Here is a 20,753-nt window from a genome sequence, read left to right as displayed (position 1 = left end):
TGTTTAATCATTTAAATAATTTCGAGGAATTTTCCTTTTTCCCTTTAAGAGATATTGACAAGTTTTCGGTTATTTTGTCATATTATGTCTTAAAGGAATTTTTTTCCTCTAATGTAGACACTTTGAGGCTTACTCATAATGTTAAGTGGATGGTTATTCCAGATAACTACATCTGCTTGTTTACCTACCTTTAAACTGCCTACCTTTTTATCTATTCCTAAAATACGTGCAGGATTTATGGTAATAGCTTTTAATGCTTCTTTTTCTAGCATACCTTCTCTTACTGCAAGAGCTGCACAAATATTTAAATATTGTATAGGGGTTTCAGGATGGTCTGTAGTTAAAGCTACTTCTATATTTTCCTTTGCTAAAATCCCTGGTGTTTTAAAACTACTTTCTCTTAGCTCTACTTTTGACCGATTACCTAAAGATGGTCCTACCACAACAGAGACATTTTCTTTTTTCAGTTCCTTAATAATTTTATGCCCTTCGGTTGCATGTTCAATGATTATCTTTAAATCAAACTCTTTAGCTACTCTTAAAGCCGCTAAAATATCATCAGCCCTATGTGCGTGGGCTCTTAAAGGGATTTCTTTATTTAAAACCTTAGCAATCGCTTCATTTTGTAAATCTCTTTCTTGATCCTCTTTATTTAAGTAATTAATACCTTCAATAAAAGTTTCTCTTAAAAGGGAAATCGAAGCCATCCTGGTATAAGGCATTTTCTTTTCTTCACCATATACACTTTTAGGGTTTTCGCCAAAAGCTATCTTTAATCCTGCTTCGCTATTAATAAGTTTATCAGCTAAAGTTTCTCCACCTGTTTTTAAAATACAAACTAAACCACCAATAACATTGGCACTTCCAGGTGCAACCATTACAGTTGTTACTCCTCCTGCTATTGCATCATCAAAACCTATATCATAAGGATTAACTCCGTCCATTGCCCTAAGCGCTGGGGTGATGGGGTCTGTTATTTCATTTACATCATCACCCTCTATTTGATAAATTTCCTCGATAATACCTATATGTGTATGTGCATCGATAAAACCTGGTAAAATATACTTCCCATTAACATCTAGGATTTCATAATTCTTTGGAATTTCTATATTTTCACCAATCGCTAATATTTCTCCATCTTTTATTAAAATTGTTCCTTTGTCATAATCTACATCTTCCATGGTGATGATTCTAGCATTTGTAAGAGCTAGCATGGTTCGATTACTCCTGCCATTCTTACAATTTCTAATCCTTTTTTCTCTAATCCTTTAATTACAAGGTTTATACCTAAAGAATCACTAGCCATATGACCTGCAACTAAAACATTACCAATATTTTGAGCTGTTACTGCTTCGATCACATCATCTGGAACGTGCATAACTACTAAAGTACCAATTCCTGCCTCAAAATAAGCTTTATAGACATCTTGCCCACCACTAGTTCCACCGGCCATCGTTACAAATACTTTCCCAGCATAACTATCATTTGAACCCACTCTTACTACTGGTCCTGCATAAGAGTTTTTATATTCAGGTATTTTATTTAGTAAATCAATTACATCACTAATTTTGCTTTTTGGATCTTTTAAGTTTTTATCAAAATAGTTTTGTAAATAATCTTCAACCATTAAGTCCGCAGGTGAATGAATACCAATAAAAGGCATGCCAAGAAGTTCTGCGGCCTTTTTTACTCGATCAAAATTAGTCACATGAGTTGACCTATCCACCTGACCTTTTCTTTTAGCTAAAGCCTTTTCAGCCTTATTAATCGGTACTCCTGCCTTTACCATTCTATCAATTTGATTATCCATTACTTTATAAAGATCAATTTTATTAGAACTTTGGGGATGATGAGTAATCACACAATCAAAGCCTAAATCTTTGGCAAGCATTAATTCTGCTACATCAATATCTACTCCAAAGGCTATTCTTTTAATATTATTACCAGGTACAATTACCCCGCTATCTGGTGGTGCTTCGGAAAGTCCTACTATCTTAAGGGCTGTATTAAATATTTGTTCAGTATTCATAATTATCCTCCAATTTATATTTAAATAGTCAATTTATCTTAATCAATATGTATTCATTTTATTCCAGTAACCGTATATCTTTCATGTCTATAGGCTAAACGATATCTCAAAGGCAAAGCTTTAACTTCTTCTTTATATACATCATTCATATCAATGCAAGAAACATCGGAAAATCCTATCTCTTTTAATATTTTTTCAATATCTAAAGGTTCCACATTGTTATATAACGGAAGTTTGTTTTTTAGATCTTTCTCATAATCTCCTGACCAAGGATTTTTTTGTTCTTGAATCGCAATTAACATTTTCCCTAAAAATGATATTGATTTTTGTCCTAGCCCAAAAGTAGACCAAGCTCCATTAATAATAATAATTTTACCACCTGGTTTAAGCACCCTTTTCCACTCTTTCAAAGCCTTTTCAGGATCTGGCAAAGTCCATAATAAATGTCTATTCATTACCACATCAAAAGTATTATCCTCATAGGACAAACTTTCTGCATCTCCGATTTCAAAAGATACCTTTTTACTTAGACCTTCACTTTTAACCTTTTTCTTACCTACTTCCATCATCTTTTCAGATAAATCTATTCCTAGACAAGTATGACCTAAGTTTGCCGCTAAAACTGCTAAAAAACCAGTGCCTGTACCTACATCTAATATATATTTTGAAGATCCTAATTCTCTTTTTAATAAATTAGACCAAGCACTTTTTTCTCCACTAGATTTAATCCCATGGGCATATTGTTCATCATAACTTAAAGAATACCCATCCCACAAGGTAACTATTTCTCCTTTTACATCTTTAATAGCATGATACCTCCTTAAAACTGATTAGCTAATTTTCTGATATCTTTACATCCTAAACTTAATCTTTTACTAGATAAACCTTTATCTTTTAATTTATCATTTGGCTTAAAGAATGGAATATATGATAATAAGAGTTTTGTATATGGATGGGTGCTTTCTTCTAATTTATCAGCAGGTATTACTTCCATAATTTTACCCTCGTAAATTACTGCTACCTTTTCACATAGATATCTTACTGCATTTAAATCATGTGAAATAAAAATATACGTGATTTTAAATTTTTCCTTTAAATCTACTAATAAATTCAATATTTGCGCTTGAAAAGAAACATCTAAACTAGCTAAGGGTTCATCTAAAATTATATACTTTGGTTTTAATATTAAAGCCCTAGCTAAGGCTATTCTTTGCCTTTGCCCTCCACTTAACTCATGAGGATAACTAGAAATAAATTTTTCATTAAGACCTACGTCTTTTAATATTTGTTTTATTTTTTCGTTTTTTTCTTCCTGGGATATTTTAAAATGATTATCTAATGGCTCTTTTAAAATATTTCTAACATTCATTCTTGGATTTAAAGAATCATAAGGATTTTGAAATACTAATTGCACATTTTTAGTAAATTCTTTAAATTGTTTTTTACTACATTTATTTATATCAATATTTTCAAAATATATTTTTCCTTCAGAAGGTTTTTCTATACTAACTAATAAACGGCTGAGCGTACTTTTTCCTGAACCACTTTCACCAATAATACCTAAGTTTTCTCCCTCGTTAATCTCTAAATCTATTCCATCTAGAGCTTTTATTGGAGTACTCTCTTTTAAAAAAGACCCTTTACCTTGATAATATTTTTTTAAAGTGCAAATTTTAATCATAATTTATCCCCTAACCTTTTGGGAAATTTTAAACAACGAACATATTTACCCTTTGATCCTAGAGTTAATTTAGGTTTATTCTCTAAACACTCATCACCTGCAAACTCGCACCTCTTAGCAAAAGAGCATCCACTAATCTTTTCATTCATCCTTGGTGGCTCACCCTTAATAACATTTAACTTTAAGTTTTTTTCACCCATATTCACGCTTCTAATTAAAGCTTTTGTATATGGATGAGAAGGGTCATATAATACATCTATCATTTCCCCATATTCTAAAGCCTCTCCTGCATACATCACTAAAATCCTATCGGCTGTATTAGCTACTATGCTTAAATCATGTGTTATTAAAATTATACTACAATTCTTTTCTTGTTTCATTTTTTTAAGAAGATTTAATACTCTAGCCTGATTTACCATATCTAAAGCGGTCGTAGGTTCATCGGCTATTAAAATTTGAGGCTCTAATACCATAACCATCGCAATATAAGCTCTTTGTCTCATTCCTCCACTTAATTCAAAGGAATAGGAGTTAAAAACTCGTAAGGGATCTAAAAAACCTACATATTCAAGCCATTCTAAGGAAATGTTTTTTCCTTCATTAAAGTTTTTAACTAAATTATGATTTAAAAGAGTTTCAACCATTTGTTTTCCAATTGTACATACAGGATCAAAGGCTATATTAGGATCTTGAAATATCATCCCTATTCTCTTTCCTCTTATCGTGCATCTTTCTTCGCTTGTTAAAGAAAAAATATTTTGTCCATTTATCATAACTATTCCATCTTTTAATATACCTGGTGCTTCAATTAATCCCAATAAACTTTTAGCTGTAACGCTTTTTCCGCTCCCACTTTCTCCAACAATGGCTAGTATTTCACCTTCATATAAAGAAAAGCTTAAGTTTCGCACAGCCTTATAAATTCCATGAGGGGTTGGAAAATCAATTGATAATTTATTAACATCTAAAACCTTTTCCATTATTTATCCCTCACTTTTTATTTTTGGATTTAACACTACTTGTAAATAATCTCCGATATAAATAATTGATAAAACTGTACTTATTATAGCAAGCCCTGGAAACAGGGTTATCCACCAAGATCCCCTCAAAATACTATTTTGCCCACCCATCAGCATATTACCCCAAGAAGGTTCATGAGGTGGTATTCCAAGACCTAAAAAACTTAAAGTAGTTTCACTCATAATAGCATGCCCTACACCTACTGTAGATACAACAATAATAGTTGGAAGTGCATGTGGAATTAAATGTTTTGTAATTATCCTCCACCATGGAGTTCCTAAGACCTTAGATACCTTTACAAAATCTCTTTCTTTTAATGAAAGTACTTCTGCTCTTACCATCCTTGCGGTCTGCATCCAACTGGTAAATCCAATTACTAATACTAAATTAGCTAGCCCTGCTCCTGTTATAGCTTGAATCACAATAACTAATATCATATTTGGAAGAGCTAAAATTGCATCTAATATTCTCATTAATACTGAATCTAGTATCCCACCTACATACCCACTTAATGCTCCATAAACAGTCCCAAAAGTAGTAGAGATGATTACAGATACTATGCCAACTACTACAGAAACCCTGCCTCCATAAATTAATCTAATTAAAATATCTCTACCTAAACTATCTGTGCCTAAAAGATGATTAGAATTAGGTGCTTGATAGATAGCAGATAAGTCTACAGCTATGGGATCAAATTTTATTAACATAGGTCCTATCGTTACAATTAAAATTATACTTCCTAATGATATTAAAGCTAATAATACTGCTTTAGGCATTTTTTTTAAATTACTGTAACTCATGAGGTTTTTACCTCCTTACCTAATTGACCAGCAGCAATTCTAGGGTCTAATAGCATACTTATAATATCTGCACATAAATTACCTATTACTACTAAAAATCCTGTAAAAAGAATAGTTCCCATAAGTAGACTATAGTCTTTTTGAATCGCAGCATTTACTGATAATTGTCCAAGCCCAGGCCAAGCAAAAACTTGCTCTATCACTACAGCACCACTTAGCATTATTGGAATAGTTGCTCCTAGATAATTTACAAATGGTAAAAGGGAATTTTTTAACACATGCTTATAAATAATAGTTTTTTCCTTTACACCACGCGCCTTTAAAGCTAAAACATAATCCATTTTCATTTGCTCCCACACCGAAGCTCTAATAAAACGAATATAATAGCCAATATGACTAAAAGCTAATACTACTGCAGGAAGTATGAGATGCTTTAATATATCACCCAGAGAAAAACTACTCCCAATAGTAGTCATCCCAGCTGAAGGAAGCCATTTTAAAAAAACACTAAAAATTAAAATTAACATAAGGGATAACCAAAACCCGGGCGTTGATACTAATACAAGCGAAATAATAGTTGCAATATGATCACCTACGGAATTTCGATGTAAACCAGTATAGATTCCTAAAAGGATTGAAATGATTAAAATAATTAAAGAAGCACTACCAGCTAACAACATTGTAGCTGGTAATCTTTCCATAATAGACTTTGAGACAGGTCTTCCACTTATATAAGAATTACCCCAGTCCCCTTTTAATACACCTTTTGCCCACTTAGCATATTGGATAGGGATAGGTTTATCTAATCCCATATTAGCTCTAATTCGTTCTTTATCTTCAGTGCGCATTTTTTGGATTGCAATAGGTCCATATAAGGCATCTACTGGATCTCCTGGGGCTACATGAATTAAAGTAAAAGCCATAATGCTTATAATAAATAAAACAATTGTACTTTGAATAAGTCTATTAATTAAATAATTTATCATCTTACTCTCCTTGAATGTCCCACTCCTCGATATTCCATAAGAATCCAGCTCCATGATGACCTAGCGTACGAGGTTTGATTCCTTCAACATTTTTATTTACTCCATATAATGCATCTAAATAACAAATAAAATTATAAGGAGGATCTTCTGCTAATACCTTTTGGAATTCTCCATAGTATTCTTTTCTTTTCTCTGTATCAGAAGTGGTACGCGCTAATTCTAACAAACGATCTATTTCACTATTTTTGTATGAACCTAAATTATTTAAACCTTTTCCGATTACTCCACTTGTAAATAATCTATAAGTATGATCATCTGGATCAAAAGGACTACCCCAACCTAATAAAAAGCTCTCTGTTTCATCAATTTTAATTACGCTCCAATCAAGCGGATCAGGTATAGCTTCAACACCTATTTTCTTAAAATCTGTCGCTAAAGAATTGGCTAAAGCTACCCTTACTGGGTCTGTAATTGGGCAAGTAAGTTTAAAACTAAATTTCTTACCATCCTTTTCTAAAATTCCATCACTACCTGGCTTCCATCCCGCTTCTTTTAATAAAGTTTGAGCTTTATCTAGATTATATTCATACTTTTCTACATCTGGGTTATTTGCCCAACTTACTTGTAAAGGTCCATAGGCCCTTGTGCCTTTTCCTAAAACTATTCCATCGATAATAGCTTGTCGGTCAACAGCATAATTAAGCGCTTTTCTTACTTTTACATCCTGCCATAAAGGCTCTTTCATGTTATACATCATACAACGATAATCTGCAGTAGGCATTTCATATAGCTTAATGTTTTCCATCGTTTTTATACGTTCTAATTGATCTGGTTCTAAATATGCTAAATCTATTTCACCTGTTTCAAGCTGTACTAATCTTACATTTGCATCAGGTAAAAATTTAAAAATCACCGTATCTAACTTAGCTCTCCCATTATAAAAATCCTCATTTGCTACTACTGTTAAATCACTACCTTGATTCCAAACTTTAAATCTAAAAGGTCCTGTACCAATAGGATTACTATTAAAGTCAGCATTATTGATATCTTTACCTTCTAGTAAATGCTTTGGAACAACGCCAATTGAAAGTTTTTCTAATAAAGGGGGAAAAGGTTTTTTAAGGATTACTTTTACCTTATGTTCATCTATAACTTCTACACTATTAACTTGTTCAAATTCTTCTTGTTTTGCTGTATTAGTATTTGGATCTATTACTTTATCTATGGTAAATTTTACATCCCCCGCCATAAATTTTTCTCCATCATGCCATTTAACATCATCTCTTAAAGTAAAAGTATATTCTAAACCATCTAGACTAATGTCCCATTTTTTAGCTAAATCAGGTACTACCTTATTATTTTCATCAAACTTGGTAAGTCCACTAAAAATCATTTCATCTACGGTGGTTTCTTCTAAAATAGGATTTATCTTTTCATATTCAAATTCAGCTCCATAAACTAATTTCTTAGTATCGTCAGTTTGCACCTTTTCTTGATTACTACACCCTGGTAATGCTAGCATTACTAAAAATACCGCAATAATTGAAATAACCTTTTTCACTCGTAACACTCCTTTTTCAAACTAAAAAAACCACAAAATAAACCTGAGTTCTCCAGGATTTACCTTCGTGGTTTTAATGTTTAATTTTATTTTGCTTATATTATTATTCTCTTCAGAGAAGTTTTCCATACTTTCATAGTATGAGCTATTAAGAGTTTATTCTCTCCCTAGCATGAAAATTCCTGTACTAAAAAATTATTTATCATAAGTAAAATTTATTGAGTTAATTTCATAGTTAAACCAATTCTACCTCTTTGGCTATCTACTTCTAAAACTTGTACTGTGATAATGTCTCCAACAGAAAGCACTTCCATAGGGTGCTTTACATATCTTTCTCCTAGCTGAGATATATGGACAAGTCCATCTTGTTTGACCCCGATATCAATAAACGCTCCAAAATCAACGACATTTCGGACAGTTCCTTGTAACTGCATCCCTGGTTTTAAATCTTCCATCGTTAAAACATCTGTTCTAAATAATGGTGGTGGTAATTCTTCTCTAGGATCTCTGCCAGGTCTTTGTAATTCTAGCACAATATCCCTGAGAGTCGGTTCTCCTACTTCTAAGGTTTCTGCCATTTCCTTAATATTAACCTTTTGTAATTCTTCTTTAATTTCTACTAATTTATCTCCTTGTAAATCATTTAAGGAATAGCCAAGTTTTTCAAGTAAATTAATCGCTACAGGATAAGATTCAGGATGTACGGGAGTTTTATCTAAAGGATTATTCCCCTCTGAAACTCTAATAAAACCTGCACATTGTTCAAATGCTTTTTTACCTAGTCTTGGCACCTCTAATATTTGATTACGATTAGTCAGCTTACCTTTTTCTTCACGATATTTAACAATTCCTTGCGCCGTACTTTTAGTTAAACCCGCTATGTACCCAAGTAAGGCACTCGAAGCGGTATTAATATCGACACCCACAGAGTTTACACAAGATTCAACTACCTGCTGCAGGGACTCATCTAATTTTTTTGGAGTAACATCATGTTGATATTGCCCTACCCCTACTGCCTTCGGCTCAATTTTTACTAGTTCTGCTAAAGGATCTTGTAATCTTCTTGCAATAGATACTGCACTACGTAAAGAAAGGTCATAATCTGGAAATTCTTCTTTAGCTATTTTCGAAGCTGAGTAAACACTAGCCCCTGCTTCTGAAACAATAATATACTGGGTATTTCGTTCGATTTGAGGTAAAACCTCAGAAACCATTAATTCTGTTTCTCTAGAAGCTGTCCCATTTCCAATTGCAACTATATCTACATTCCATTTATTAATTAAATTAGTAACAATATTTTTTGCTTCATCTAATTTATTTTGGGGAGGATGCGGATAAATTACTCCTACATCTAAAACTTTTCCTGTTTCATCCACAACCGCTACTTTACAGCCTGTTCTAAATCCAGGATCAAGAGCTAAAACTGTGTTTCCTTTAACCGGTGCTTGTAATAATAAACTATGTAAATTCTTTGAAAATACTTTAATAGCCTGTTCTTCTCCAATATTAGTTAATTCATTACGAATTTCTCTTTCAATAGCTGGCGCAATTAATCTTTTATTTCCATCTTTAATTGCCTTTTCTATAAATTCTTTTATTTCAGTAGTTGGTGTTTTTATGTATTTAAGTTCAATTTTCGCCACAATCTCTTCTTCTGGTTGACTAATTTTAATACTTAAAGCCTTATCCTTTTCGCCTCTATTCATGGCTAGGATACGATGCGGCGGAACCTTTTGCACAGGTTCTTCATATTCATAATACATTTCATACGGGGTAACATTATTTTTATCTACAGCCTTAGAAATAATAGTTCCTTTTTTCCAGACTAAATTACGGGCTATTTTTCTTAAATCAGCATCATCTGCTATCATTTCAGCTAGTATGTCACTTGCTCCGTTAAGAGCATCTTCTACTGTTTCAACCCCCAGTTCAGTATTAAGAAAAGGCTTAGCTAACATTTCTAGGCTATCAGTCTTTTCTTGCTCTAAAATCATTAAAGCTAAAGGCTCTAACCCTTTTTCTTTTGCCACGCTAGCTCTTGTTTTACGTTTCGGTCTAAAGGGTAAATATAAATCCTCGACCTCCTGTAAAACTTCTGATTTCTTAATAGCTGTCTCTAATTCTTTGGTTAATTTTCCTTGTTCGTCAATAGAATTTATAATTTCTTCTTTACGCTTTTCTAAATGGCGTAAATACGTCAATCTATCAAATAAATTACGTAGGACTACTTCGTCCATTTCCCCAGTAACTTCTTTACGATATCTAGCGATAAAAGGAATAGTGTTCCCTTCGTCTAATAAATTAACGGTCTTTTCGACCTTATCTTTAGGCAGGTTCAGTTCCTGCGATATCTTTTCTATGATTTGCATCAATTTTCTCCCTTCTTAAAATGTGTTTTTGCTGCATATATCGGATAATAAATTATCCGACTAAAATTATTCCTTATATTCACTGGCCTTTTGCACTAAGTTTTCAAATAAAACTATCGAGCTTTTTTCTCTATCCCAATAACATTCAGGATGCCACTGTACACCTATTATATTTCCATCTTCACTTATACTTTCAACCGCTTCAATTAAACCATCTTCAGCCCATGCACTTGCTTTTAGTAAACTTCCGGGTTCTTTTACGGCTTGATGATGAAAACTATTAACCTTTATCCTGTTTCTTCCTATAATACCATAAACTTTAGATTCTTGTTCAATTTTTATCTCGTGATAAGGATACCATTTTGGTGCTTTTTGACGGTGCTCTTGCCTAGTTATCTCTGAAATATCTTGATATATAGTGCCTCCTGCAGCGATAGAAATTACCTGCATTCCGCGACAAATTCCTAATACTGGTTTGTTGCCTCCTATAGCTTTTTTAGCTAAAAAAAGTTCAAATTGATCTCGATTTGGGGTAATTTCTCCTAAACCACGGAGTGGATTTTGTCCAAAAAAGCTTGGATCTACATCACTACCACCAGAAAAAATAATCCCATCAACCATATCATATATTTGTGGAATTAACCCTGTCATAACAGCAGGTAGGATTATCGGGGTACCGCCTGCATGCTCTATAGCATTAATATAATACTCTGATAAATAGAACTTATTTTCTTGATTCTTAAAACCTGCTGTTATTCCTATGATTGGCCTCAAAAATATTCCCCCTTATACTTTTAATATCAATTTTTATTCCTTTAGAGATTAAAGTATACTTCTTCTTTACAGAACAAAAAACAGGCTCATAAGCCTGCTTCAAATATTCTATGTATTATATGTCTACTAAACCTAAGCTTACCTCCAAGGCACTATCAACTTTATTTAGTAGACTTTCGTTTACTGTACAGATTTTATCTTTTAATCTTTTTTTATCAATTGTCCGCACTTGCTCTGTTAAAACAACTGAATCTTTCGACAGACCACTTTCTTCTGATGAAATTTCTACATGAGTAGGAAGTTTAGCCTTAATAATCTGGCTAGTGATAGCCGCTATTATAGTCGTAGGGCTATACTGATTACCTATATCATTTTGGATTACAAGGACAGGACGTATTCCACCCTGTTCTGACCCGACCACAGGACTAAGTTCAGCATAAAAAATGTCCCCACGCTTTACAGTTATCATTTCATCTACACCCCAAGTGCGTTCTCAAATAACATTTGCACTTCTTCTTCACTTGGGAGACCTTCTTGAGCTAAACTCAAATTAATACTGGCCATTTCTTGATAACCCTTACACATTTGCTCTCGTAAATATCTTTTCTTTTTTTCACCTATATATAGTTTCATCGCGTCTCTTATGAGCTCACTACGATTTCTTTTTTCCAAAATAACCATACCATCAACCTCTTCTAATAAACTATTAGGCAGTGATATCATTATTCTCTTCAAATCCGCCACGCAAGCACCCCCCGGTAAATGGTAACATTTTACATGTCGTTTCCATATACTTAACAACTTACATTATATCTATTTTTCACTAAGCGTGTCAACATTATCACCCTATTATAAAGGCTAATAACCCTGGTATTTTGTGGATTAAATATATTTACGAGGAATTCTAGGAGATAACATGCAAATGACCTCATGATTTATACTACCTAACATATCTGCAATTTCATCAATAGTAATTTGATTATTAATTCCTTTACCAATTAAAATTACTTCATCACCAACCTTTACATCCGGAATATCAGTGACATCAACCATACATTGATCCATACATATTCTTCCGATTACAGGGCATACCGTATCTTTTACTAGTACTTTTGCTTTTCCAGATAAGGCTCTTGTATATCCATCAGCATATCCTATAGGAACTGTTGCTACTATTATTTCCCTTTTTGCTGTAAAAATACCTCCATAACTAATTTTTGTCCCTTCTGGGAATTTAGCTACTCTAGAAATAGTAGCTTTTAATGTAAAAGGTGGCTTTAAATTAAGCTTATCTAAACTAATATCTTTAATAGGTGATAGTCCATACATAATTATTCCTGGTCTCACTAAATCTAAATGGCCCTCGGCAAAGTCCACAATAGCAGCACTATTAGCAGCATGCTTAATTGGAATTTTCTTATTTGCCATTTCTTCAATTTCCGTAGTAAAATCTAAAAACTTTTTTAACTGCATCCTTGAATATGTTTTATCTTGTTCATCAGCCATAGCAAAATGCGTATAAATTCCTTCTACATCTAAATATGGTAAATTTAAAATATTTGCTGCTGTTTTCAAATTCTCATTTTTTACTACAATTCCTAGTCTACCCATACCTGTATCAACTTTTAAATGAATTATTGCTTTTTGACTTAATCCTCGCGCAACATCATTTAAAACAATCACTTCATCTAAATCAAATAAAGTTAAAGTAATTTGTTCTTTGATTGCAATATGATAATCTTCCGGCCTAGTCCATCCTAAAACTAAGATAGGTGCTACTATCTCTTCATTGCGTAAGTGTACTGCTTCTTCTAGAGTCGCAACAGCAACTCGCTCAGCTCCACTTTCTAGACATGCCTTACTAACTTCAATATCCCCATGACCATATCCATTAGCCTTTACAATCGGCATAATTATTCTTTTGTCTCCTACTATTTTACGTATTTCTCGTACATTATGTTTTATAGCCTCAAGATCGATTTCGGCCCATACTGGTCGATTTGTTATCATTGGAATCATTTATCCATCAGCACCTCTTCTAAAATTATCGGAATAGCCTTTATGATGTCTCCTGCTTTGCTACTTATTTTCCCAACAGTTTCTGCTACATGTTCACCAGCTAATCCATGTAAATATACGGCTGAACAAATTGCTCTAGTTTCATCAGATTGTTGTCCTAACATCGCACCAATCATCCCAGCTAAAACATCCCCTGACCCAGCGGTTGCAAGAGAAGGGCTTCCGGTAGGATTAATCAGTACTTCTCCTTTAGGAGTTGCAATTACTGTTTTATTTCCTTTAAGAACGACCCATATCCCATAGTTTTCTGCTAGTTTTTTAGCTAACTCGATTCTGTTTTTTTGCACTTCTTGTGTAGAAATATCTAATAATCTAGCCATTTCACCTGGATGAGGAGTTAAGATAACAGGTGCCTTAATATTATCTAATATACTTATATCTCTTGCCAAAAGATTAATTCCATCAGCATCTATTACTATAGGTATGTCGATTTTTTCTAGTATATGTTTAAGAATACTCACATATTCTTCATTATTTCCAAAACCTGGTCCAATAACAATTACTGATTTTCCTTCTATACTGGCTAATATTTCTTCCTCTGCCTCACTATCTAAAATTCCTGGAACCATTTCTTTAAGAGGATATGTTATCATTTCTGGTAAACTAACTGCTAGATTTGTTTGAATACTTGCAGGTATTGCAGCTGAAACTAACCCTGCCCCCATTCTGAAAGCGCTTAAACAGGCAAGATGAACAGCTCCCATCATCCCTAGGCTGCCCCCTATAACTAAGAGATGTCCAAAGTTTCCTTTATGACAATTTTCATCTCGCTCAGGTATGTTATTCTTTATTTCATCTAGTTGCAAAATTCTTTTATCAATATTTAATGCTCTTACTAATTGACTTGGTATTCCAATATCTACAACCTTCACATCTCCTGCAAAGCTTGTTCCTGGATAGACAACTAGTCCTATTTTAGGAAGCGCAAAAGTTACCGTTAAATTAGCCTTTATACATTCTCGTGCGCGTCCTGTGTCTGCATTTAACCCCGAAGGTATATCTATAGCAACTTTTAAGCAATCTGTATCATTAATTATCTTAATTATTTTGCTTAAAAAGTCGGAAATTTCACCTTTAAAACCTGTACCAAAAAGACCATCTACTATTACATCAGTACTATATAATGATAGTCTTAAAAGATGCAGATTATTTTCATGCTCTAATTTATGAACCTTTATTGGTAATCTTTTTACTATATTATAATTTACTAAACTTGAATTTTTAAATTCTTTTTGACCAAATAAGAATATTTTTATATCTGCCCCTAAATTACATAAATGCCTAGCTACAACTAGACCATCTCCACCATTATTACCTTTTCCTAAAATAAGAGTAATCTTTTTATCTTTTAAATTTGTAAATCTTTTTTTAATTTCTTCTACTACCTTAAGTCCGGCATTTTCCATTAAAACGATTTCTGGAATACCCCATTCCTCAGTAGCTATTCTATCTATTTCTTGCATTTCTGCACTATTTACTACAAACATCCATTTTAGCTCCCTTCTAGGACAACCATCGCAGTAGCATAATCCTTCCCATGACTTAAACTTAAGTGAATATGGGTCACGCCTAATTCTTCGGCCTTCATTAGAGCATTACCCTTTAGATTAATGCTTGGCTTTCCTAGGTCATCTTTAACAACCTCTATATCAGTCCAATTATAATTTCTAAACCCAGTTCCTAAAGCCTTTGTCATCGCTTCCTTAGCTGCAAACCTAGCTGCAAAAGATTCAAAACTATTGCACTTTTGCTGACAATAATCTAATTCCCCACTAGTAAATAAACGTTCTGATAATCTTAAATTAGTTTGTAGAGCTTCTTTCATTCTATCTATTTCAATTATATCTGTTCCTATTCCTATTATCATTTTAACACCTCAATTATACTCCTATTTTTAACACAATAAAACTAGGTAGCAAAAAGAAAGCCAAAAAGGCTTTCAAATTTCAAAAATCATTTTATCAAGTAGATAATATCTTTGTTTAGTTTATTTCCTGGTTAATAATAGTGCTCATATGGCCTGCGATATTTTCTAACTCCTGATAATCATTTCCTTCAAGCATTACACGAATTAAAGGTTCAGTACCAGATGCTCTCACTAAAATTCTTCCTCTAGAACCTAGCTCTGTTTCATATTTATTAATAGCCCCTTTGATAGTAGGATTAACATCCCATCCAAGAGTGCTTTTCACTCTAACATTTACCAAAACTTGAGGTAATTTTGTCATTTGAACAGCTAATTCACTAAAAGGTTTTTTAGATTTGTTAATTACCTCGAGTAATTTAAGTGCTGATAAAACGCCATCACCTGTTGTATTATGATCCAAGAATATTAAATGTCCTGATTGTTCTCCACCTAAACTAGCATCTAATTCTTGCATTTTTTCTAAAACGTATCTATCTCCAACCTTTGTTTCAATTACTTCTACATCATGTTTTTCAAAGGCTTGTTTTAAGCCTAAATTACTCATAACTGTAACTACTATTTTATTTCCTTTTAATTTTCCTTCTTTTTTCATGTCTAGAGCACAAATTACTAAAATTTGATCTCCATCTACTAAATTACCTTTTTCATCTACTGCAAGCATCCGATCGGCATCTCCATCATGAGCTATTCCAATGTCAGCTCCATGCTTTAACACAGCTTCTTGTAAGTTTTCAGGATAAGTTGAACCACAATTTGCGTTAATATTCATGCCATCCGGACTACTATAAAGACTAATAACTTCAGCACCTAAGCTTTCTAAAAGCCTTGGAGTAATATTTGAAGCAGCACCGTTAGCACAGTCTACTACTATTTTTAATCCTGTTAAATCTACAGGTATTTCTGTTTTTAAAAAGTTTAAATATTGTTTCTCTCCATCATGGATATAATTAACTATCCCAACTTCACTTCCTTTAGGATTGGGAATTCCTTCAAGTCCACTTGCTATTAAGGCTTCAATTTCACTTTCTACCTCATCAGGCAATTTAAAACCTTCATGACTAAAAAATTTTATTCCATTGTCCTCTGCAGGATTATGCGATGCTGAAATCACTACACCCGACATGGCATCTAACTTTCTAGTTAAATAAGCTATGGCAGGGGTAGGCATTACACCTAACTTATAAACATCTATTCCAACAGAACATATCCCTGAAATTAATGCCGCTTCTAACATATCCCCAGATCTTCTTGTATCTTTACCAATTGTAATTGTTTTTTTATCTGTTTTGTTTTTCAGAACAAAAGCTGCTGCCCTACCTAATTCATAAGCTAATTGTGGGGTTAAATCAACATTTGCGCATCCTCTTACACCATCTGTACCAAATATTTTACTCATTTATTCTACCTCCTGTTGTTGGTCTTCTTTATTTTCTTCTTTTGTAATTTCTACTTTTATTTTACTAGGTTCAACTTTTAGCGTTTTTAGATTGGCTAGTGCTACACTTTGTACTTCAAGTTCATGCATTCCAACATTTAGACCAGCCACATCAATGACCAATTCTAAATCTTTTGCTGCCAACCCATTTAAAATTTCTTTATTTCCCTCAACAGTTATATTTCCAACTGCCGGACTTAACTTAATATTTTTATTTTTGTCTAGATTAAGAACTTTAATTTCTCTTTGAAGTGTCTTTACAGTTAAGTTATCTTCTACTTGAATCATTACCTTGACTTTAGCATTGTATACCAATGAGACGTTTGAAGGAAGTCTTAATCTTACTTCTTTTGTTGTATTTTCTTTGATTCCAGTTATGTTTATGGGTTCAGTTTGAATATAATTAATTGCTCCTAATTTATCATATTCCCCTACAATTTCAATCGTTTCAGGTTCAATAATAACCCTGCCTACTTTATATCCTGCTTGTGGATTTCCTTCTAACACAGGTTTGATCGGAATTAGTTTACTAGGCGTGTCCTTAATAATAGGCACGAATACTTCGACATTGCTAGGATTCATGATAAAAACTTCGGTACCGTAAGTTTTATCATTTTTATCCTTTACCTTAATAGGTAAATTTAAGACTAAATTATTCTTAGTATTATTCAAATTAACATCTACCCGTGCATCAACAATAGTATTAATCAGTTTTTTGGGACCCTTTAAGACAACATGAGAAGGTTTCACCGTTGGCTTAAAGCTAGAATAACCTTTCGCTGTATTTCCTAATAAGGACACCCTCACCGGTACCTGTTTTTCTGCCATTTTATCTATATTTACATTTACCTTACTTGGATTTACATCTACAATTTCTATCCCAATCGGAGCTCTTACATCAATTTTTAATTCTTGCTCTCCAATCTGGGCATCCTTAAGACCAATAATTGCACTAAAATCCCTCATGCTTAAATTATTAATTACCTTTTCATCACCCTTGATTTTTAGTTTAATTTCTTTAATTTCATTTGTCACTATGAGATCTTCGCTTAAATCCTCATAATTAATATCTACATTAATACTTTTTTGAATAGGGGGATTTTGGTCACCATTTATGTAAAACCATAATAATAAGGCAATTAAAATCGCAATAACCTTAGGTAACATATTTTGTTTGTTAATATTAATCATTTTCATAACCTCCACCACTGCTTCACTGATTTTTGCTGAGGTTTCGTTTTATTTATTAAAATTTCTTTTAAAGTTATTTCATCTAAATATCTTGTAAGTTTACCTTCTTCAGCTACGGAAATAACGCCCGTTTCTTCGGAAACAAAGACAACAAGTGCATCAGATACTTCAGTAACCCCTATCCCTGCTCTATGTCTAGTACCTAATTCTTTACTTAGATTACGATTTTCTGAAAGAGGAAGAAAACAACTAGCTGATAATATCTTATCATCGCGTATAATAACGGCCCCATCATGTAACGGAGTATTAGGGATAAAAATATTAGTTAATAATTCACCTGAAACCAAACCATCAATTCTAATTCCCGTTTCAACTAAGTCATTTAACCCTGTTTCTCTTTCAATAACAATTAAAGCACCTATTTTATTTTTAGCCATAACTTTGACAGAGCGGACAATTTCACTAATTAGCCTTTCTGCTTCTTCTTCAGCTACATAACCATTTGTCTTAGTGAAAATTCTGCCTCGTCCTAATTGTTCTAAAGCCCTTCTTAATTCAGGTTGAAAGACAATGGGTAGCGCTATTAATAGTCCTGTTTGTAATTTTTCTAAAATCCAGTTAATTGATTGTAATCCTAAAAATTTACTAATAATTGTAGCTACTAATAATACAACTAATCCTTTGAGGAGTTGTACAGCACGAGTACCTCTTAAAAGCATCATTAGTTTATAAATTACAAATGCTACAATAGTAATATCAAGTAAATTTATGGGGTTTAAAATTTTCAAAAATTGTCCAAACAACGGGGCACCCCTCTCTATATATAAATATTTATCTCTATCTATTTAAATACAAGCCTTTTTTCATTAGACTCACATATATTATAGCAAACTTTCCTCTGGAAAAAAGCATCTCTATTATATAAATTTAGGATAGTATATATTTATAAGTTTTTATTAATCATACATGTTATAATTATTTGAAAATATTATGCTATGAAAAGGAGAAAAGCATGAAGAAAGGAATTATTTTGGTTACATTGTTAAGTGTTCTTTCAGGTGTGTTTATTATTTGGCAATTCAAGTCTCAGTTTAATCAAAATCCTAATCCAGTCAATCAAAAAAATGAAGCCCTCGTAAGTTTCATTAATGATCTTGAGACCGATATCACAGAACAAGAAAATAAATTAAATGCCCTGCGTAAAAAATTAGATAATATTGAACAAACAACAACTGAAGAACAAAGCTATATATCAAAACTTCAAAAGGATTTGCATAAGTCAAAACTCGAAGCAGGATTATTGCCAGTTAATGGTGAAGGAATAGTAATAACAGTCGATGATAATAAGTCTGGCTTGAAATCTTCTCAAGATGATGATCCCAATCGTTATATTATTCACTATGAAAACATCCTTAATATAGTTAGTGAGCTAAAACTTGCAAACTGTGAAGCTATAAGTATCAATAATCAACGTCTTACCACAAAATCTGAAATTAGATGTGTAGGAAATGTTATATTAGTGAATACTACTAGACTTGCACCACCTTTTGAAATCAAAGCTATCGGCGATACTGATTTATTGAAAAGGTTATTACTTTCTGGTGAATATGATCTTTTAAAAGGACTTGGTTTTCCTGTAAACCACGAAATTCATAATCAAGAAAATCCTATATCAATCCCTGCTTATAATGGTGCTTTTCAATTTAATTATGTAAAAGAAGGTGAATAATTCATGTGGCTACCCTTACTAGGACTATTAATTGGTCTACTTATGGGTTCAGTTGTATCGGTACAGATTCCTCTTATTTATGCAAAATATATGTCAATAGCCATCTTAGCTTCATTAGACTCTGTTTTTGGTGGTATTAAAGGACTTTTAGGAGATACCTTTGACGGTGCAATCCTTATAACTGGATTTATTAGTAATACTATTTTAGCTGGATTTTTAGCTTATATTGGAGATCGTTTAGGTATAGATTTATATTTAGCTGCTGTTTTTGCTTTTGGGGTTCGACTATTTCAAAACCTTGCAACAATCCGCCATCATTTATTATATCGTACATTTAGTAAAACCAAAAAAGTTCAATAGAATTTAAAACTTAAAGGTGATAATTATGCTAAAAAAAGAATGGATTTTACCTTTAACTATAACTATGTTCCTCTTAGGCCTTTTATTATCTAATCAATTTCAAATTCAAACTAGAATAACTTCAGACTTAACAATGCAAAAGACTGAACATTTAATAGCTATGGTTAAGGATTTAAAGGACAAAAGAGATAGCTTAGATCAAGAAATCTATTCTATCGAAGAAAAGGTTAATGAAATTCAATACTCAGGGCTAGATACAGATAAAATTATCAGTAATTTAAAGTCCGAAAAACAAAAGTTACAAATAATTAATGGAGAATCATCTCTAACTGGGCCGGGCATTAAAATTGTAATCGAACAGGATTCTCCTATAATATATGTTGATATTATCCGAATTATTAATGAACTTTGGGCAGCTGGGGCAGAAGCAATCTCTATAAATGGTCATCGAGTTACTTTTGGAACTACGATTTTTTATAGTGAAAAAGACTTTAATACTTTTGTCACCGTAAATGATAGCCTAGTTACTTATCCACTCATTATTAATGCTATTGGTAATTCACAAACTTTAGAAAAGGGACTTACACTACCTGGAGGTATTATTGACAACTTAGCTTTATTTCATGCTTATCCTTATATTGTCCAAGAAGAAGAAATTTATGTTCCCGCTACCAAACAACAGCCTACTAAAAATCGGGCAAAAGAAACTAAGTTAGAAGAATAATTTAAACTTAAAATTATAATAGATTAAAGCACACATTATAATAAATCACAAAATGTACCTTATAAGGTAGAATTGATTGACAATCGTC

At 32.7% G+C, this 20,753-nt stretch carries 21 protein-coding genes; 3 read left to right on the top strand and 18 right to left on the bottom strand.

What is annotated here, in order from left to right; translation table 11 throughout:
* Window positions 1-89: 89 nt before the first annotated feature.
* The 18 genes from B8965_RS06435 to cdaA form a co-directional block, all read right to left on the bottom strand.
* Window positions 90-1,214, bottom strand: a complete 1,125-nt coding sequence (locus B8965_RS06435) for an amidohydrolase (protein ID WP_084053021.1) — start codon at window positions 1,212-1,214, stop codon at window positions 90-92.
* Window positions 1,208-2,029, bottom strand: a complete 822-nt coding sequence (locus B8965_RS06430) for a Nif3-like dinuclear metal center hexameric protein (protein ID WP_084053020.1) — start codon at window positions 2,027-2,029, stop codon at window positions 1,208-1,210. Before B8965_RS06430 ends, B8965_RS06435 begins: the two co-directional genes overlap by 7 nt.
* A 53-nt stretch (window positions 2,030-2,082) precedes the next feature.
* Window positions 2,083-2,805 carry a class I SAM-dependent methyltransferase gene (locus B8965_RS06425; protein ID WP_242941943.1) on the bottom strand — a complete coding sequence of 241 codons (723 nt, stop codon included), beginning with the start codon at window positions 2,803-2,805 and terminating at the stop codon, window positions 2,083-2,085.
* A gap of 44 nt (window positions 2,806-2,849) precedes the next feature.
* Window positions 2,850-3,710 (bottom strand): ATP-binding cassette domain-containing protein, encoded by an 861-nt coding sequence (locus tag B8965_RS06420; protein ID WP_084053018.1) that lies wholly within the window; start codon window positions 3,708-3,710, stop codon window positions 2,850-2,852.
* A complete protein-coding gene (locus B8965_RS06415; RefSeq protein WP_084053017.1) occupies window positions 3,707-4,690 on the bottom strand; it encodes an ABC transporter ATP-binding protein in 984 nt (327 codons plus the stop codon). The genes B8965_RS06420 and B8965_RS06415 overlap by 4 nt, the downstream gene beginning before the upstream one ends.
* Window positions 4,691-4,693: 3 nt before the next feature.
* Window positions 4,694-5,530, bottom strand: coding sequence for an ABC transporter permease (locus B8965_RS06410; RefSeq protein ID WP_242941942.1), 837 nt, complete (start codon window positions 5,528-5,530; stop codon window positions 4,694-4,696).
* Window positions 5,527-6,516 carry an ABC transporter permease gene (locus B8965_RS06405; protein WP_084053016.1) on the bottom strand — a complete coding sequence of 330 codons (990 nt, stop codon included), beginning with the start codon at window positions 6,514-6,516 and terminating at the stop codon, window positions 5,527-5,529. The genes B8965_RS06410 and B8965_RS06405 overlap by 4 nt, the downstream gene beginning before the upstream one ends.
* A gap of 1 nt (window position 6,517) precedes the next feature.
* Complete coding sequence (locus B8965_RS06400; RefSeq protein ID WP_242941941.1) at window positions 6,518-8,077, bottom strand: ABC transporter substrate-binding protein; 1,560 nt, start codon at window positions 8,075-8,077, stop codon at window positions 6,518-6,520.
* Window positions 8,078-8,292: 215 nt separating this feature from the next.
* A complete protein-coding gene (locus tag B8965_RS06395; protein ID WP_084053015.1) occupies window positions 8,293-10,446 on the bottom strand; it encodes a Tex family protein in 2,154 nt (717 codons plus the stop codon).
* A 66-nt stretch (window positions 10,447-10,512) separates the two neighbouring features.
* Window positions 10,513-11,220 carry a gamma-glutamyl-gamma-aminobutyrate hydrolase family protein gene (locus tag B8965_RS06390; protein ID WP_159446290.1) on the bottom strand — a complete coding sequence of 236 codons (708 nt, stop codon included), beginning with the start codon at window positions 11,218-11,220 and terminating at the stop codon, window positions 10,513-10,515.
* 115 nt (window positions 11,221-11,335) lie between these two features.
* Window positions 11,336-11,686, bottom strand: a complete 351-nt coding sequence (locus B8965_RS06385) for a type II toxin-antitoxin system PemK/MazF family toxin (protein ID WP_084053072.1) — start codon at window positions 11,684-11,686, stop codon at window positions 11,336-11,338.
* A gap of 8 nt (window positions 11,687-11,694) precedes the next feature.
* A complete protein-coding gene (locus B8965_RS06380) occupies window positions 11,695-11,964 on the bottom strand; it encodes a CopG family ribbon-helix-helix protein (protein ID WP_084053013.1) in 270 nt (89 codons plus the stop codon).
* A gap of 138 nt (window positions 11,965-12,102) precedes the next feature.
* On the bottom strand, window positions 12,103-13,230 hold the full coding sequence (gene alr, locus B8965_RS06375) for an alanine racemase (protein ID WP_084053071.1): 1,128 nt from the start codon (window positions 13,228-13,230) through the stop codon (window positions 12,103-12,105).
* Between the two features lie 5 nt (window positions 13,231-13,235).
* Window positions 13,236-14,786 carry an NAD(P)H-hydrate dehydratase gene (locus B8965_RS06370; protein WP_084053012.1) on the bottom strand — a complete coding sequence of 517 codons (1,551 nt, stop codon included), beginning with the start codon at window positions 14,784-14,786 and terminating at the stop codon, window positions 13,236-13,238.
* Window positions 14,787-14,791: 5 nt separating this feature from the next.
* Window positions 14,792-15,166 carry a holo-ACP synthase gene (locus B8965_RS06365; RefSeq protein ID WP_084053011.1) on the bottom strand — a complete coding sequence of 125 codons (375 nt, stop codon included), beginning with the start codon at window positions 15,164-15,166 and terminating at the stop codon, window positions 14,792-14,794.
* Window positions 15,167-15,281: 115 nt separating this feature from the next.
* A complete protein-coding gene (glmM, locus tag B8965_RS06360) occupies window positions 15,282-16,622 on the bottom strand; it encodes a phosphoglucosamine mutase (protein ID WP_084053010.1) in 1,341 nt (446 codons plus the stop codon).
* Window positions 16,623-17,852: a CdaR family protein gene (locus B8965_RS06355; RefSeq protein WP_159446289.1), complete on the bottom strand. Its 1,230-nt coding sequence runs from the start codon at window positions 17,850-17,852 to the stop codon at window positions 16,623-16,625. It lies immediately after the preceding gene.
* A 2-nt stretch (window positions 17,853-17,854) separates the two neighbouring features.
* Window positions 17,855-18,655, bottom strand: a complete 801-nt coding sequence (cdaA, locus tag B8965_RS06350; RefSeq protein WP_242941940.1) for a diadenylate cyclase CdaA — start codon at window positions 18,653-18,655, stop codon at window positions 17,855-17,857.
* Window positions 18,656-18,864: 209 nt separating this feature from the next.
* Between cdaA and B8965_RS06345 the strand changes: the two genes are divergently transcribed.
* From B8965_RS06345 to B8965_RS06335, 3 genes are read left to right on the top strand one after another with little or no spacing between them, the layout of a single operon-like run.
* On the top strand, window positions 18,865-19,581 hold the full coding sequence (locus tag B8965_RS06345; RefSeq protein ID WP_084053008.1) for a DUF881 domain-containing protein: 717 nt from the start codon (window positions 18,865-18,867) through the stop codon (window positions 19,579-19,581).
* A gap of 3 nt (window positions 19,582-19,584) precedes the next feature.
* Window positions 19,585-19,941: a small basic family protein gene (locus tag B8965_RS06340; protein WP_084053007.1), complete on the top strand. Its 357-nt coding sequence runs from the start codon at window positions 19,585-19,587 to the stop codon at window positions 19,939-19,941.
* Between the two features lie 25 nt (window positions 19,942-19,966).
* Window positions 19,967-20,665 (top strand): DUF881 domain-containing protein, encoded by a 699-nt coding sequence (locus B8965_RS06335; RefSeq protein ID WP_084053006.1) that lies wholly within the window; start codon window positions 19,967-19,969, stop codon window positions 20,663-20,665.
* Window positions 20,666-20,753 lie beyond the last annotated feature (88 nt).

Origin of the sequence: Desulfonispora thiosulfatigenes DSM 11270 (assembly GCF_900176035.1) — a bacterium.
GTDB lineage: Bacteria > Bacillota > Peptococcia > Peptococcales > Desulfonisporaceae > Desulfonispora > Desulfonispora thiosulfatigenes.
The sequence above is the reverse complement of the archived record's forward strand: the minus strand, read 5'-3'. Positions and strand labels throughout refer to the sequence as shown.